This is a genomic window from Actinopolymorpha sp. B17G11 (genome assembly GCF_040196095.1).
Taxonomy (GTDB): Bacteria; Actinomycetota; Actinomycetes; order Propionibacteriales; family Actinopolymorphaceae; genus Thermasporomyces.
The window spans coordinates 1-14,052 of the sequence record NZ_JBEFTW010000041.1 but is presented as its reverse complement, the minus strand read 5'-3'; the positions used below and the strand labels follow the sequence as shown (position 1 = coordinate 14,052).

General features: G+C 66.9%; 20 protein-coding genes and 1 tRNA gene. 11 read left to right on the top strand and 10 right to left on the bottom strand.

All coding sequences use genetic code 11. The annotated features are described in order from the left end of the window. Positions 1–72 precede the first annotated feature (72 nt). The 3 genes from der to ABN028_RS29955 all read left to right on the top strand — a co-directional run bounded on the left by der (position 73) and on the right by ABN028_RS29955 (position 2,682). Positions 73–1,401 carry a ribosome biogenesis GTPase Der gene (der, locus tag ABN028_RS29965; protein ID WP_349691788.1) on the top strand — a complete coding sequence of 443 codons (1,329 nt, stop codon included), beginning with the start codon at positions 73–75 and terminating at the stop codon, positions 1,399–1,401. A 78-nt stretch (positions 1,402–1,479) separates the two neighbouring features. Then, positions 1,480–1,553 (top strand) — tRNA-Pro (locus ABN028_RS29960). 613 nt (positions 1,554–2,166) lie between these two features. After that, positions 2,167–2,682, top strand: a complete 516-nt coding sequence (locus tag ABN028_RS29955) for a YxiG-like protein (protein ID WP_349698927.1) — start codon at positions 2,167–2,169, stop codon at positions 2,680–2,682. Between the two features lie 59 nt (positions 2,683–2,741). Here the strand turns inward: ABN028_RS29955 and ABN028_RS29950 are convergent, their stop codons facing one another. Continuing rightward, positions 2,742–3,035, bottom strand: coding sequence for an NUDIX hydrolase (locus ABN028_RS29950; protein WP_349698926.1), 294 nt, complete (start codon positions 3,033–3,035; stop codon positions 2,742–2,744). A 270-nt stretch (positions 3,036–3,305) separates the two neighbouring features. Here ABN028_RS29950 and ABN028_RS29945 point away from each other — a divergent pair, with 270 nt between their 5' ends. After that, a complete protein-coding gene (locus ABN028_RS29945) occupies positions 3,306–3,845 on the top strand; it encodes a hypothetical protein (protein ID WP_349698925.1) in 540 nt (179 codons plus the stop codon). Positions 3,846–3,973: 128 nt separating this feature from the next. Next, positions 3,974–4,330 (top strand): hypothetical protein, encoded by a 357-nt coding sequence (locus ABN028_RS29940; protein WP_349698924.1) that lies wholly within the window; start codon positions 3,974–3,976, stop codon positions 4,328–4,330. 36 nt (positions 4,331–4,366) lie between these two features. On the opposite strand, the gene ABN028_RS29935 is transcribed toward ABN028_RS29940, so the two are convergent. The 3 genes from ABN028_RS29935 to ABN028_RS29925 all read right to left on the bottom strand — a co-directional run bounded on the left by ABN028_RS29935 (position 4,367) and on the right by ABN028_RS29925 (position 5,588). Beyond that, positions 4,367–4,759, bottom strand: coding sequence for an SMI1/KNR4 family protein (locus tag ABN028_RS29935; RefSeq protein WP_349698923.1), 393 nt, complete (start codon positions 4,757–4,759; stop codon positions 4,367–4,369). After that, positions 4,756–5,073 carry a hypothetical protein gene (locus tag ABN028_RS29930; RefSeq protein WP_349698922.1) on the bottom strand — a complete coding sequence of 106 codons (318 nt, stop codon included), beginning with the start codon at positions 5,071–5,073 and terminating at the stop codon, positions 4,756–4,758. Before ABN028_RS29930 ends, ABN028_RS29935 begins: the two co-directional genes overlap by 4 nt. Positions 5,074–5,201: 128 nt before the next feature. After that, positions 5,202–5,588, bottom strand: coding sequence for a DUF4279 domain-containing protein (locus ABN028_RS29925; protein WP_349698921.1), 387 nt, complete (start codon positions 5,586–5,588; stop codon positions 5,202–5,204). Between the two features lie 161 nt (positions 5,589–5,749). Here ABN028_RS29925 and ABN028_RS29920 point away from each other — a divergent pair, with 161 nt between their 5' ends. The 3 genes from ABN028_RS29920 to ABN028_RS29910 all read left to right on the top strand — a co-directional run bounded on the left by ABN028_RS29920 (position 5,750) and on the right by ABN028_RS29910 (position 6,824). Next, positions 5,750–5,995, top strand: a complete 246-nt coding sequence (locus tag ABN028_RS29920; RefSeq protein ID WP_349698920.1) for a hypothetical protein — start codon at positions 5,750–5,752, stop codon at positions 5,993–5,995. Further along, the gene (locus ABN028_RS29915; protein WP_349698919.1) at positions 5,974–6,312 is read left to right on the top strand and encodes a hypothetical protein; all 339 of its coding nucleotides are present in this window, start codon (positions 5,974–5,976) and stop codon (positions 6,310–6,312) included. Before ABN028_RS29920 ends, ABN028_RS29915 begins: the two co-directional genes overlap by 22 nt. Positions 6,313–6,398: 86 nt before the next feature. Beyond that, positions 6,399–6,824 carry a hypothetical protein gene (locus ABN028_RS29910; RefSeq protein WP_349698918.1) on the top strand — a complete coding sequence of 142 codons (426 nt, stop codon included), beginning with the start codon at positions 6,399–6,401 and terminating at the stop codon, positions 6,822–6,824. Between the two features lie 339 nt (positions 6,825–7,163). On the opposite strand, the gene ABN028_RS29905 is transcribed toward ABN028_RS29910, so the two are convergent. The 3 genes from ABN028_RS29905 to ABN028_RS29895 form a co-directional block, all read right to left on the bottom strand. Next, the gene (locus ABN028_RS29905) at positions 7,164–7,298 is read right to left on the bottom strand and encodes a hypothetical protein (RefSeq protein ID WP_349698917.1); all 135 of its coding nucleotides are present in this window, start codon (positions 7,296–7,298) and stop codon (positions 7,164–7,166) included. Then, complete coding sequence (locus tag ABN028_RS29900; protein WP_349698916.1) at positions 7,276–7,890, bottom strand: DinB family protein; 615 nt, start codon at positions 7,888–7,890, stop codon at positions 7,276–7,278. The genes ABN028_RS29905 and ABN028_RS29900 overlap by 23 nt, the downstream gene beginning before the upstream one ends. A gap of 95 nt (positions 7,891–7,985) precedes the next feature. Further along, the gene (locus ABN028_RS29895) at positions 7,986–9,002 is read right to left on the bottom strand and encodes an IS481 family transposase (protein WP_349698915.1); all 1,017 of its coding nucleotides are present in this window, start codon (positions 9,000–9,002) and stop codon (positions 7,986–7,988) included. Between the two features lie 264 nt (positions 9,003–9,266). Here ABN028_RS29895 and ABN028_RS29890 point away from each other — a divergent pair, with 264 nt between their 5' ends. After that, positions 9,267–10,073, top strand: a complete 807-nt coding sequence (locus tag ABN028_RS29890; RefSeq protein WP_349698914.1) for an AAA family ATPase — start codon at positions 9,267–9,269, stop codon at positions 10,071–10,073. An 8-nt stretch (positions 10,074–10,081) separates the two neighbouring features. On the opposite strand, the gene ABN028_RS29885 is transcribed toward ABN028_RS29890, so the two are convergent. Next, positions 10,082–10,906, bottom strand: a complete 825-nt coding sequence (locus tag ABN028_RS29885) for an MBL fold metallo-hydrolase (RefSeq protein ID WP_349698913.1) — start codon at positions 10,904–10,906, stop codon at positions 10,082–10,084. Positions 10,907–11,147: 241 nt separating this feature from the next. On the opposite strand from ABN028_RS29885, the gene ABN028_RS29880 reads away from it, so the two are divergent. Together ABN028_RS29880 and ABN028_RS29875 are read left to right on the top strand one after the other, a co-directional pair. Then, positions 11,148–11,615 (top strand): Dps family protein, encoded by a 468-nt coding sequence (locus tag ABN028_RS29880; protein WP_349698912.1) that lies wholly within the window; start codon positions 11,148–11,150, stop codon positions 11,613–11,615. Between the two features lie 130 nt (positions 11,616–11,745). After that, positions 11,746–12,573 carry a SigB/SigF/SigG family RNA polymerase sigma factor gene (locus tag ABN028_RS29875; protein WP_349698911.1) on the top strand — a complete coding sequence of 276 codons (828 nt, stop codon included), beginning with the start codon at positions 11,746–11,748 and terminating at the stop codon, positions 12,571–12,573. A 96-nt stretch (positions 12,574–12,669) separates the two neighbouring features. Here the strand turns inward: ABN028_RS29875 and ABN028_RS29870 are convergent, their stop codons facing one another. Both ABN028_RS29870 and ABN028_RS29865 read right to left on the bottom strand, forming a co-directional pair. Continuing rightward, the gene (locus ABN028_RS29870; protein WP_349325973.1) at positions 12,670–12,930 is read right to left on the bottom strand and encodes a DUF6458 family protein; all 261 of its coding nucleotides are present in this window, start codon (positions 12,928–12,930) and stop codon (positions 12,670–12,672) included. 63 nt (positions 12,931–12,993) lie between these two features. Then, a partial coding sequence (locus ABN028_RS29865) for a DNA polymerase (protein WP_349698910.1) occupies positions 12,994–14,052 on the bottom strand: 1,059 nt, incomplete at its 5' end.

Sequence of the window (14,052 nt, the reverse complement as noted above, 5' to 3'; positions counted from 1 at the left end):
TTTGCCGACGAAGGTGATGACGGCTATGCCTTCGTCGACGAAGGGGGGCCCGCAGACGACCTCGACGGCCCGGTGGCCGCGGACGCACCGGTCGTCGCGGTCGTCGGACGTCCCAATGTCGGCAAGTCCACGCTCGTCAACCGCATCCTGGGCCGGAGAGCAGCCGTCGTCGAGGACGTTCCCGGTGTCACCCGCGACCGGGTGACCTACGACGCCGACTGGCGCGGCCGGCGGTTCACCCTGGTCGATACCGGCGGATGGGACCCCGATGCCAAGGGCTTCATGGCCCGGGTGGCCGCCCAGGCCGAGATCGCCGTCACCGCCGCCGATGTCGTCCTGTTCGTCGTCGACGTCACTGTCGGCGCGACGGACGTCGACGAGGCCGTCGTACGCATCCTCCGGAGGGCCGGCAAGCCGGTGATCCTCACGGCCAACAAGGCCGACGACCTGCGCGGCGAAACCGAGGCGGCCGCCCTGTGGTCACTCGGACTCGGTGAGCCACGGCCGGTCTCGGCGATCCACGGTCGGGGGACCGGCGACCTGCTCGACGCGGTGCTGGAGGCGATGCCCGAGGCGCCAGCCGACCGCGGTCCAGGAGTCGGCGGCCCGCGGCGGATCGCTCTCGTCGGCAAGCCGAACGTCGGCAAGTCCAGCCTGCTCAACCGCCTCGCCGGCGAGGAGCGCGTCGTCGTCGACGAGGTGGCCGGCACGACCGTCGACCCGGTCGATGAGTTGGTCGAACTCGGCGCCAAGACCTGGCGGTTCATCGACACCGCGGGCATCCGGCGCCGGGTCCGCGACGCGGCCGGACACGAGTTCTATGCCAGCCTGCGTACGACCGCGGCGATCGAACGCGCGGAGGTCGCGATCGTCCTGCTCGACGCGGCCGAGCCGCTGTCGGAACAGGACCTGCGGATCATCTCGACCGTCGTCGAGTCGGGTCGCGGCCTGGTACTTGCGTTCAACAAATGGGATCTTGTCGACGAGGACCGGCGGCTGCGGCTGGAGAAGGAGCTGGACCGGCAGGTGCGGGTGCGCTGGGCCCCTCGGGTCAACGTCAGCGCGCTCACAGGCTGGCACGTCGACCGGCTGGTCCGGGCGATGGAGACCTCGCTCGAAGGCTGGTCGACCAGGGTCCCGACCGGCACCCTGAACGCCTTCCTCGGTCGGCTGGTGGCGGCCAATCCGCACCCGCTGCGAGGCGGCAAGCAGCCACGGATCCTCTTCGGCACCCAGCCGCAGACGTCGCCGCCGAAGTTCCTGCTCTTCACGACGGGCTACCTGGAGCCTTCGTACCGGCGGTTCATCGAACGCCGGCTCCGGGAGGAGTTCGGGTTCGCCGGCTCGCCGATCATGATCACCCTGCGGATCCGCGAGAAGCGCCAGCGCAAGGGGAAGTAGCGGGTGCGCCGGCCGGCGGCGCAGTTCGAGCGGCTCTGCGGTAATGTTCCATCCGCCCGACCGGGAGGTTTCGGGCGACGGGCTGTGGCGCAGTTTGGTAGCGCACTTGACTGGGGGTCAAGGGGTCGTGGGTTCAAATCCCGCCAGCCCGACAAGCGTTCCCGCAGGTCAGCGCGGTGCCGCGCCGACAGGTCGGCCGTTTTGGGACCATGGGGACCAACTGATTGGTCCCAGGATCCAAGTCCGTTGCAACCTAGCGTTACTTGACCGCCGGACATTGCAGAACTGGGCTGTCTTATGGATCAAGGCGCTGCTGCCGTGGCGTACCGCCCGGCTACCGCCCTTGCGGGCGGCGCCGGGGCGACTCTCAGCGCTGTCCCGGGCCAGGACGGGTTGTCCGGATCGACGTCGCACGTGACACGATTGAACGCCTCATGGACAGCCAAGGCAGCGCTGAGCCGGCCCAGCAAATCGAACGCCCGCAGGGTCAAAGACACGCCACCGACGCCACCCCCCGCCCGGTCGATCCATACCGACCGGTCTCCGTATTCTCGCCGTGTTCCAGCTCCGTGCTGGCCGAGTACGCCGACCAGGCCAGCGGCGGCCTCTGCACTCCGCAGTCAGGGGCACTCCACCAGCTGATGCGCGACAGGTCCGGGACCCTACAGACCGCCCGACGAGCGACCAACACACGGATCTGCCGAGTTCCGTGCGGCTCGGCCGAATCCACGTGACGTGTGCCACTGCGTGGTGCAGGCTGTCGGGGTGGACGCGAAGGAACTGCGCGAGGCGCTAGAAGATGTCTTCGACCAAGGCCTCGTTTTTCACGGCTACGCGGACTACATGCGTGACTACGACGTCTACGTATACGCGGCAGCCGACCCCCGTACTGGCATCGGACCGGCGCACCTTCGCTATCGATTTACCCATTGCGTGAAAGCGTCGGTAACAACCGCAGTTCGGCGAGATGTGTGGCCCCGCTCGCTTGGCGATGAGTTCACCGAGTACGACGAATGGCTACGGTCCGGGGAGCCCGAGGGCTACGTATGGGGCGTGAAGTGGCAGTGCCTCTACCCAGGCATGCAGTTGATGCCCGAGTCTGATGAGACTCGCGATTGGTCAGCGCTGCTAGGACTGCCCTTCCGCGAGGTGTTGATCGAGACCAACGGACACAACATAACGCTGATATTCGCCGACCTGAGAGTCAGTGTCGTCGAGCCAGGAGCCGCCCCATTCGTCGTCGCGCAGTCGGGCCCGGACGGCAAGATTCCGCTGCCGTAGCGCGCATCTGCCGCCAATTGTGAGCCCGGATGTGCCGAGAAGCGCGTGTTCAGTCGTGGTCAGGCTCGATGCTGTGCAAGAACCTTGCTGAATATGGCACGGTAACTGTCATGAGCTAGGGACAGTTCTCCAAGCACATCTTCGGTGAACCACGCGATGGCATCGTGTTCGTTTGGCGCAACGTTGACCGGAGACCCCATCCACGCTTCGATCAGCCAGATCTGCATGTCGAACGTGTCGGCACGAACTTTTTCCTCGGGCGGACCCGATGGTGCCGCTATGTCGATGCCCAGTTCCTCTCGAAGCTCTCGGCAAGTGCCGCGCCAGGCAGTTCCCCAGGTTCCACGTGCCACCGGGCAGGTCCCAGACGTCGGGATACCAACGACGCCGGGGAGATCGGTGACATAGCAGTACCCAGTTGCCGTCGCGCAGCAACGCCGCGACGATGCGATCCTTAGGAGAGCCCTCCGCGGAGTTCGACACAGGCGTATTTTGCCACTGGTCGTAGCCGACACTGTGCCTTGCCGAGGGGTGGCCGGCATGCTGATCTGCGCGGTCATGCCGATGTGCGTGCGGCGAATTCCTCGTGCGGTGGCGCTCGTCGGCAACTACGCTGATCGATCGTGGACCCGGTGGCGCTCAACGAGACGTTGCATATTGCCCGGGCCGCGGAATGCATGGGCTGCCTTGGCTCGGGCGACTGGCCGGATCTTGCCGTAGCACTTCTTCTCGAAGACGTGGAGGACCCAGAGGTCGCGGAGCTGGCGGGGTTCGACCAGCAAGTGAGCGCGTGGACCGTCGATCCGCTGACCGAGGCTCTGTACGAGAGATATGGGGTGCCCGCTCCAGACACGGAGGGTGCCGTGCACTCCCTCGCTGGGCTGATGGCCGCGGATCTTCGAGCCCGCCCTGCTGTCGTCACCGGACCGATGATCAGGCCTCTGGCGCGGCTCGCGCCGCCGACCTTCGAGTCCAGCCTGGCCAACAAGTGCTACGGGCTTGAGGAGTACCTGGACTGTGACTGCTCCGGTCGAGTAGATCGGTCCCTCGAGGCCGAACTTGAGGCGATGCCCGGACCTCGGATCCCAGACTCGGTTGCGCGGGTGCTCGCCGCACCGCTCCGGTCGACTCTTCCACTGGTGCAGCCGCCTCACGGGCACTGAGCAGCACTCTATGCCGCGATCCGGGCGGTCATGCCGATGCGAGGTTTGCTGCTCCGACCTCCTCGCCGCTCCTTCCTGAGAGGATTGCTTCATGAAGGTTCCGCCGCAAGAAGCGGGCGCCTGAGGATGTGCAGTGGGAGCACATCCAGGCCGAGGTTCGAAGGGCACGTCAATCACGGTTCGAGCAGACAGTGACGCAGCGAGATCTCGTCGATTCTGTGTCGCAGATCCTCTTTCGGGCCGATCCTGTCGGGATCAATTTCGAGACGAACACAGATGAGTACGACGCGGAAGCGGAAACCATCGTGATCGGCCTACCGAACACGCACGGCCCCGAGGACGTGAACGCGCTGACGCACGAGACCTTCGTTCAGTGGTTCGACGCACAGACTGCCGGCCCCATCGAGCGGTACGCCGCGGTGTCCTCAGAGATTTGGAACCTGTGGCGACGCCATCATGGTCAGCATGGACTGAGCGGTCAGTAGGCACTCACTTGCCGCTCTTCGCTCGCGGGTCCATGGCTATACGCGCGAGAGGACGATCGTCGAGAAGTCCGGAAGCCCAATGGCCACGCGCTCGTGGCTTCGATCGATCATGCTCAGCAGGGTGATCGATTGGTCAACGCGATGGAAGCAGTACGGGTCGCCCGTTCCGTCGTCGCCGAATGCGATCCAGTCGTCGAGGTAGCCGTCGAAGGGTCTCAGCCAACTCTCGGCATCAGCCATCTGATCAAGTGGCGAGATCACCCACCACTGTCCGTGGACGCTGTAATACCCGTTGGCCGCCTTGTAGAGCCGAACCAGTTCATCAGGCAGGAGCGTCCCCAGTGCGCTTTCGAACTTGACGAGCTCGTCGTCCGTCGTTGCAGGTGGACTCCGACGAAGGCGTTCCTCGCTCGGCCCGGAGTCGGTCACGAGTCGAGGCCAATCCTCGAGGTCGTCGAGCCGGTCAGGTCTGGCAGCGGCTTCTTGCACCGCGTCAGAAGGCACACTTCGCGGACGCCAGGTATCAGCAAGGCCGCGGTATCGTCGACGACCGGCCCGAAGACCTCGACATAGCGCAGACCTGAAAGGTCGCGAAGGAAGTCCAGATCGCGCAACTTGGCGCTCCGCGCAACGCGGAGATAGACGCCATCATGTCCGCCAGCAACGTACGCGCTGTGGACAGCCAAGGTATCGATGCCGCGGTCTACATCGACCCTCAGCACGTTGTAGTCGAACCTCACCAACCACCCACCTGCCCTCCGCCGGCCTAGTCAGAGGCCGAGCGCAACACGGATGCTACGCGGAAGGCAGCCCAACCCGCACTGCAGCGAGCCGCGCGGCCATGCCGATGTCCTGGTGGGCGGTGGACCCCTCACCCGTCGGCGGACTCGTCTCCCCCGTACAGGTCAACATCGAGGGGGATGCCCCGTCTCCCCAGCGCCAACATCGTCTCCGGCCCGAGCGTCACGCCTTCGTTTCCGCGCTCCATAAACCATCCGCAGAACAGGTCGACGGTGTACCGAGCGCCCAGGTCGCGCCACACCGCCTCGTCCGAGGTCAGGCGCCCGAGGATCGTCTCTTCGGCGTCCAGACTCCACAGACCGAAGCGCCGCGTTCTCGTCACACCGTGGGAGATCCACGCGTCGCCCTTGGCCCAGCTTCGTGAGGGCTCACATCCCAAAGCCGTCGTGATCGCTGTCGGGACAAGGGCTTCGCCCGCAATCCGGAGCGCGGCCAACGCGCGAGCGAGTTCCGCCATGACAGCGAGAGTAGCCAGCCTTGAGGTCACGCTGCACGCGATTCACGACCATGCCGCAGGGAGCGTGGGCGCACGCTATTGCCGCGAGGTGCGCGGTCGTGCCGATGAGCGGTCGTGGGCAAACAGCGCCGAGGCACCGACGTGTGGTCCAAGATGGGGGCGTGGATGACGAGCAGTTGGCCCGAATGCGCGCCCAACTGGAAGCCGAGCAGCGGTTCATCGACGAGCGCGGTGGACGACGGTGGCTCGACACGTACATCTTGCCCTTCTACCTCAAGTGGATGGGCGTCGGCGCTGCCACTCGTGCCGAGGTGCTGCCCCAGATACCTGACATCCGTGAACGGGCGGCGGATCTGAGTACGGGGACATCAGTGCGATGGTGCGCATGCAGTGGCGCATACAGGTGATGGGCACGTGGTACGCCATCGCGCGCGCCCACGTGGCTTTCGCGACCCCTGTCCACAGGGCTTTCGAGGTTTGCTACGGGACCCTCACTGCTCCCGCCCTCACGGCGGCCGTCCTGACCTACGCCAACGACTCGACAACAGAGGTCATCCGCGGCTACCGCGATCGAGATCTTGCTTGCCGATACGGCGCCTCCGGCATTGTCGACGCAGCCCTGCGAAGGCTTGAACCAGCCCAGGCCGACTCGCACCGAACCCGCGATGACGATGCCCTCGATGGTCTGCTCGATGTCGCCCACCAACTCCAAGACTCTGCGTAACGACCCGACCGCTCATGCACGCTGAGCGTGAGGCACGACCATGCCGAGGTGAGGGCGCCAGCCCGGTGGCATGGAAAGATCTGCGTGTGACCGCGAGCGAGCCTATTCACGTCGACTTGATCGACGACGAGAAGGCGGTCCTACGCGCCGGGCTGCTCGACTGGGGCGGACCAGCCGCTCCAACTGACGCTCTCGCAGTTGCCATGGGCTTCTCAGATGCCGAACAACTCTCAGGCGAGACTTGGGCGCTTTGGCAGAAGATCGAGAGCACTGGAGCGTTGCCTTCTGAGGACTGGAGACGAGCACTACTTGCGGTCGAGATCGTGTTCGTTAGCGATGTTGTTGGATCCGGGCTGGATTGGCGGTTCACATCCGGTTTCAGTGACGCAAGGACGATCGAGATCCTGCGGAATCTTCAACGCAAACTCCCGCGATGGCGCGGCAGCGTCCAGTTCACCCGCGACGACGACGGACACGTCAGCATCCTCGACCCCGAGCGGCCATGCCCCTAGCGACGCGCTTGCTCATGCCGCAAGGCGAGTTCCCGACGCCCGTCGCTCGGACTGGTCGGTACGTCCATGGGAGCGGACGGAACCGCCTTGACGGTCCCTGGTTTGTCGATTCTCGGGCACACCGATGGGGTGGTGAGGTTCCGTTGTGTCAGCTCACGGCAGTGGCGATGCCCGAGATGACGGCGGTCCAGAAGGCGAGTACGAAGACGAGGACAGCGGTCGCGAGAAGCACCGTCTCGGGGTTGGGCGGACCGGTCGAGGGCCAGACGATTCGGTTCTGGGGAGTGCCACCCTGGGGCTGTAACGGTCCTGTGCCGTCTGACGGCCGGCGGCGACGAGCTACGAAGCCGGATCGTCCGCCACGGTCGCGAGCAAGGAGGCGGGATCGACAAGCTTCACCGGCGTGAGCTGCGCGTACTCGCCGTAGATCCGTTTGACGTCCGCGGCCGCTTCAGCGTTGACGGGTCCTGCCATAACGGTTGGCGTAGATGTCGCGCACCATGCAGATCTGCGTGCCGTGGTGGCTCACCTCGTTGAGCATCGCCGCGAGGGCGTGGTCGCCGCGCCGCCAGGGATGTCCCGGGTAGTCCTGCTCGAGCATCTCGTCGGTCGTGTTCTTGAGCGCTTCCTTGAGCGCGGCCCAGCCGTCGTTGAATCGCGCTAGGCCCTCGTCGACGGTGGGGATGATCGTGTGGCCCCACATGCAGTCGTAGATCTCGCGTGTCGGGGTGGTGCGGCCGCCGACGATCTCGAGCTCGGCGAACAGGCCGGGCGCGGCGCCGAAGTGGTTGAGCAGCCAGTTGATGGTTGTCATTGGCATCACGACCGGCCTGCCCTCGTACTCGTCGGTCGCAAGGTCCCAGTCACACTCGACGATCCACTGGCCGCTGTCATCGCCGCCGGCGTGCTTCGTTCGTTGCTCGCCCCGCGGGCGGATGCCCCACGCACCCGGGTGCGGCTCGAAGTCGAGCTCGTCTTGGATGAGGTCCTTCCGCGCTCGGTCGAGCGTGTAACTGTCGATGAGTCCCATCCAAGTGAGGAACAGGTCGGCGCGCTTGTCCGTCATGGCGCCGAGCGTGGCATGCCCTTGCGGCGTGCTACAAGACCCCCAGAGCCGAGCGACATCACGAACCGTGCCCCCTCAGGTCCATGGCGCTCTTGCTAGGTGTTCCCGATCAGGAGGTTGGTGACGCCGTGGTGGAGTTGTGAGGCTGGGGGTTGGTCTCCGACGGCGGTGTGTGGGCGATGGTAGTTGTAGTGGATGTTCCAGACTTGGATGGCTTCGGCGCGTTGGGTTTCGCTGGTCCAGACTCTGGCGTAGAGGAGTTCTTCGGCCAGGATCCGTTGGTAGCGCTCGACTTTGCCGTTGTGGCGTGGGGTGTAGGGCCGGATCCGTTGGTGGCGGGAGGCGAACGCGGCGACGGTGCGGGCGAAGGCGGCGGCGCGGTAGTTGGGTCCGTTGTCGGTGACCACGCGGGTGATCCGAGTGATGCCGTGGGCGGCGAAGAACGCTCGCGCCCGGTGGAAGAAGCCGATGCTGGTGGCGGCGGTCTCATCGGGCAGGTGTTCGGTGTAGGCCAGTCGGGAGTAGCCGTCGATGACGGAGTGTAGGTAGACGTAGCCGGCTTTGGCGGCGCCGTTGCGGCGGTTCTTGGCGCGTTGGGCGGCCCGGTCGGCGGTGCTGCCGCGGCCGTGGGCGCGCCAGCCACCGCCGTCGGGGATCCGACCGACTTTCTTGACGTCCAGGTGGATCATGTGGCCGGGATAGCGGGCGGTGATCGTGGCTGGTCTGCGGTTCACCTCCCCGTCGGGGTCGAGGTCGCGGCGGCGGTTGATGCCCAGCCGGACGAACCAGCGCCCCACCGTCGCGGCCGAGACCCGGTGCCCGATCGCAGCCAGCTCGGTCGCAATCGTGCGGGCGGACCACTTGCGCTTGCGGCGCCAGGACTCGATCAGTTCCACCACCTCCGGCGCCAGCTGTGCGGGCGAGGTGTGTGGCGCTGACGACCGGTCGAGCAGACCCACCTGGCCACACCGGCGGTACCGGCCGACCCACTTGGACAGGCACTGCCGAGACACACCAGCCTCGGCAGCCACATGAGCGATCGGACGGGCCTGACACCGCTGAACCAGACGCAGACGGCCAGCAGGAGTCAACGGAGCATTACGGTGGGACACGCGGGTCTCCTTCGGAACAGGACGTGTGGTCAGCGCTTCACATCCTGCCGACGGAGACCCGCCTCAGCTCCTCACAACCCCCACCACCGCGTCACCAACCTCATGAACCGCAACAGCGCAACGCCCGACGCGAACTGACACCGGTGTAGGTACGCCGGCATGGAGGTGCGACGGCATGGACGTACGCCGGCGTGCCCATCTGCAGCCAGGAAGGCACGCAAAGCCCAAAAACTGCGCCAGTAGGCTGGCAGCGCCCAAGTCGATATGCGTGATCTTCTCCCGCTGATCTTCAAGGACATGATCGTGCTCGTCCGCCGCGCATTCGTGCCAGACCACCTGCATGCTGACCGCGCCGACACCGCCGGCACCACCGCCGACGGCTGGCCGTTCACGGTGCCGTGCGTCGCGGAACTCGCCGAGCACGGGCTCGTGTTCGAAAAGCCCGTCACGTTTCTCGTCGGTGAGAACGGGTCCGGAAAGTCCACCCTGGCGGAGGCGCTCGCCGAGGCGTTCGGGCTGGACGCACGGGGTGGGCGTGCCGGCCGCAAGTACGCCAACGATCGCGAGAAGACGCCGCTCGGCGAGGTCCTCCAGCTCGACCTCACACCCGCCGGATCGAAGATGATGACAGGTCCGCGGCGCAGGAAGAAGGGCTTCTTTCTGCGGGCGGAGGCCGCGTTCGGGCTCCTGGAGACCGTCACCGGACTCGGTATCCCTGGCTACTGGGACGAGGATGTGATGGCGATGTCCCACGGCGAGGGCTTCCTGACCGTCTTCGATGCGATGTTCGCCCAGCCGGGCTTCTACGTCATGGACGAGCCCGAGGCCGCCCTGTCGTTCACGTCCTGCCTACGCCTGGTCGCGCTGATGCACCAGCTCGGCAAGACCGGCGCGCAGGTCGTCTGCGCCACCCACTCACCCGTCCTGGCCGCGACGCCCGACGCGGACATCATCGAGGTCGGCGACCACGGAATCCGCCGCACCAGCTGGGACCGGCTCGCGCTCGTCGACCACTGGAAGGCCTATCTCAGCAACCCCCACAGCTACCTGCGCCACGTCATCGACCCGTAGACCGCCACTCACGTGTCCGCGTCGAACGCACCGCTGATCCAACCGATGTAGCGATCGGCCGACCTGCGTACCGCGGCCTTCGCGTCCCGCGCCACCATGCCGCCGAAGTTGCCGTAGAGCCGATCGAAGTCGTACGGCTCCACCGCGCCGACGACCCGTTCCACGGCGGCGGCCGACAGCGGGATGTTGTTCGGATAACTCCGCATGAACGAGGCCCACCGCTGGTCCGGCGTCGGCGCGATGGTGTCACCGGCCAGTAGCACTCCACGCCCGTCGGCACGTCCCGCCCAGTGCGCCGCCGCGCTCCCCGCGAAGTGCCCACCACACTGCACCAGCGTGACGCCGGGAAACAGGTCGTACGTACCAGACCAGTACTCCACAACCGGGTCGGTCCGCTGCAGCCACTGCCTGTCAGCCGCCGCGACGAGAACCGGCACGCCGCCGAGGGCACGGCTCCATTCGACCTGGACACCGAACATGTGCGGATGACTGGCCGCGATGGCGGCGACACCGCCGAGCTCGCGAAGCCGATCCGCCCCGGCGGCGTCCACGAAACCGGTCGGATCCCACAGCAGGTTGCCCTCAGGAGTACGCAGCAGCAACGCCTGCTGACCGATCCCGACCTGCGGCTGCACGGTGACACCGAACAGGTCCGGCTCGACTGCCTCGACCCGGACCCGGTGGCCCGCCGCGCCCAGTTCGTCCAACGACGTCCACTGCTGCCCCACGGGCAGCACGTACTGACGTTCGTCCGCACAGATCGCACACGTCGCCGGCGGCTGAACGGTGTCGGAGTGTTCGACCGCACAGGTGGCGCAGATCCAGACCGTCACGAACGCCCTCCCTTTACCTGGCACCGGTTTCCTGCCACGTCCGACCGCCGACGCTAGGGCAACGCCGGAACGCGGTCCTCGGTCGCAGGTCGGATCAGCACTGCTCCCATCGCCCTACGACCTGCGACCGGAGTCGGGCGCCATCAACGCGGTGTCTTCGTGTTTCAGCGGTCAGGGTGGGGTAGGGGACATCGATGCACGGACACACGCATCGCGTCCACGCAGCCTGAGGAGGTTCTTCGTGAATGCCGACAACCGTGTCATCCCGGTAGCGGGCAGGGACGTGGGCGGACTTCTCCAGCCCGTTCTCGTCGACCTGATCGCCCTGTCGCTGAACGCGAAGCAGGCGCACTGGCACGTGCAGGGCCGCCACTTCACCCAGGTGCACGAACAGCTCGACACCCTCGTCGACGACGTGCGCAGGCTGTCCGACGACGTGGCCGAACGGCTGGTCGCCCTCGACGTCGCGGTCGACGGCCGTCCAGCCACGGTGTCACAGACCACCGAACTCCCTGAGTTCGACGAAGGGTTCCTGAGCGACGACAAGGTGGTGAGCGCGATCGTCGACCAGATCGACGCGGCGATCAGCCGTGCGCGGGCCGCCCTGGAACCACTCGACGAGATCGACCAGGTAAGCCAGGACATCCTCATCGAGCTCCTGCGCGCCCTCGAGAAGCACCGCTGGATGTTCGCCGCACAGATCAACTGAGCACCGCGTCCGCCGGCAGGATTTCCTGGTTGGCGAGGTCGATGTTTGGGCGAGCCGCGACTTGGGCAGGGCAAAAGACAGCGAAGTAACACGTTCAAGCCCAGAGCCCGCGCGAACGGAGGACTCGCTCATGACAACGCCAGTCGACGTTGACCACTCCGTACACGACATCACGTCAGCACACGGTCAGTCCGAAACCGGCCAGGCAGCGGCACACGATTGGCGGGCGCAGCTCGTCCTCGACCACCTCTACCTGGCGAGGAGGCTGGCCAACCGCTACTCCGGGCGCGGCGAACCTGTCGACGAACTCGTCCAGGTCGCGATGGTGGGACTCGTCCAGGCCGCCAACCGGTTCGACCCCGACCGCGGATCGCCGTTCACCGCGTACGCCGTCCCCACGATCCTCGGCGAGCTGCGGCGACACTTCCGCGACTACTGCTGGTCGGTGCACATCCCACGCCCTTTGCACGACCTCTACCACGCCGTGCTGCAGGCCAACGACCGGCTGACCGGCAAGCTGCAGCGGACGCCCACCGTCCGCGAACTCGCCGCACACCTCGACGTCGGCGAGGACCAGATCGTCCAGGCGCAGGAGAGCGCGTCGGCCTACTCGGCCCTCTCACTCGACGTCCCCGCCTCCGCTGACGGAACCGACAGCGACAGCCTGCCGCTCCGCGACCTGCTCGGCTCCGAGGACACCGCGCTCGACCGGGTAGAGCAACGGGAAGCCGTGCGCGACGTCCTCGCCGAGGTGCCGCCGCGGGAGGCGAAGATCCTCACGCTGTGGTTCTTCGGCGACCGTACGCAGGCACAGATCGCCGAGGAGATGGGCATGTCGCAGATGCACGTGTCGCGACTGCTCGCGATGACCCTCGCCAACATCCGATCGGCAGTGCTCGACGAGAATCACGGTCCGATCAGGTGGCCATCCCCGCGACAGCGCCGGAAGGCCAGCTGAGACACGTCACCGGAAAGGTCAGCTGAGCACGGTCGAGGCGGGGGTGCCACTGCCAGCGCGGGCACCCCCGCTTCCGCAGGTCTTCTCGCGCCCGGATCACTCCGGTGGTGGAGCGGTGGTGTCCTGGTAGACCTTGCGCTCCGAGCTGGTCTGCTTGCCGTCCTCGAACACCTGATGCTGGGTCACGGTCGTGCCACGCCGGCGCTTGGACCAGATGGTGAACGTCAGCACCAACATGGTGACGCCGGTGACGATCAACACCCAGCCCACGATGTTGATGCGGAGCCAGTCTGGTTCTGCATCCACCGCGAAGGCCAGGATGGCGCCGAACGCAATGAGGAAGATGCTTGCGCCCATGCTCACGATGTGCCACCTCCTTGATGATCAGCTACCCGGGTGGCGGGCGATCACACGTTGCGCTCAGCCTTTGGCGTCGGACCAGCGGGATACGCAGGTGATGTCGGCGACGAACCGCACACCGCTGCCGGCCGCCCACACACCGGCGGTGGAGTCCAGTGCCCGGGCCAACAGCCCGGCCGCCGCCTCAGCGTGCTCGGCGGGCACATGGACGAGCAACTCGTCATGCAGGCACAGGACGATCTGGCCGCCGAAAGCCTGCAGCCCGATCCGGACGGCGGCAGCCCACGCCTTGAACAGTTCGGCTGCCGCGCCCTGGACCACGGCATTGCGAGCGAACCGGCCGTGCCCGGTGACGGCGTGGCTACCCTGGCCCGGCCCCACGTCATGGACCAAGGCGGCATCAGCGCCCTCGACGCGTTCCTCGGTGGCCTCCGGCCAACCCAACCGGATGAGCCGGCCGCCGAACGTGCGTACGTCCTGGCGGTTGTTGCCGGCCTGCTCGGCGGCGCGGAGATAACCGATCGCGTCCGGATAGGCGCGTTCCATCCGCTTGAGCGCCTCCCCTGCCGCGCCGGAGGTCTGGCCGTACATCGCGGCGAGCACCGCGACCTTGGCCGTCGGCCGGTCACAGTGGAGCGCGGCGGCGACCGGTGCGTACATGTCGTCGGCGCGCGCCGCGGCCGTCAGCCCGGCGTCGCCCGACACCGCGGCGAGCACCCGTGGCTCGACCTGGCCGAGGTCGGCACGGACCAGCGTGTGGCGCGGCTCGGCCACGACCGCGACCCGCAGCCCCGCCGGAAGGTTGTGCAGGCCCGCCGACGCGGTCATCCGGCCTGCGGCGGCGTCAGCGGCGCCCCACTCGCCGCGCAGCCGGCCGTCGGACCCGACGTGCCGGTCGAGCCAGCCGTAGCCGTAGGTCGTGGCGATGCGTTCGGCCTTGCGCCAGTCGAGCAGTGCCGCCACGCCACGATGGGTCGACCGGAACGGTTCCAACCGCCAGGACCGCGTGTCGGGATAGGCGAAGCCGACCCGCGAGAGCAGGTCACGCACCTGCGCGGGGTTGCGCAGGTCGCAGCTCACGCCGGCCGGGAAGTGCGCGAGGACGGCCGCGTCCCGGCG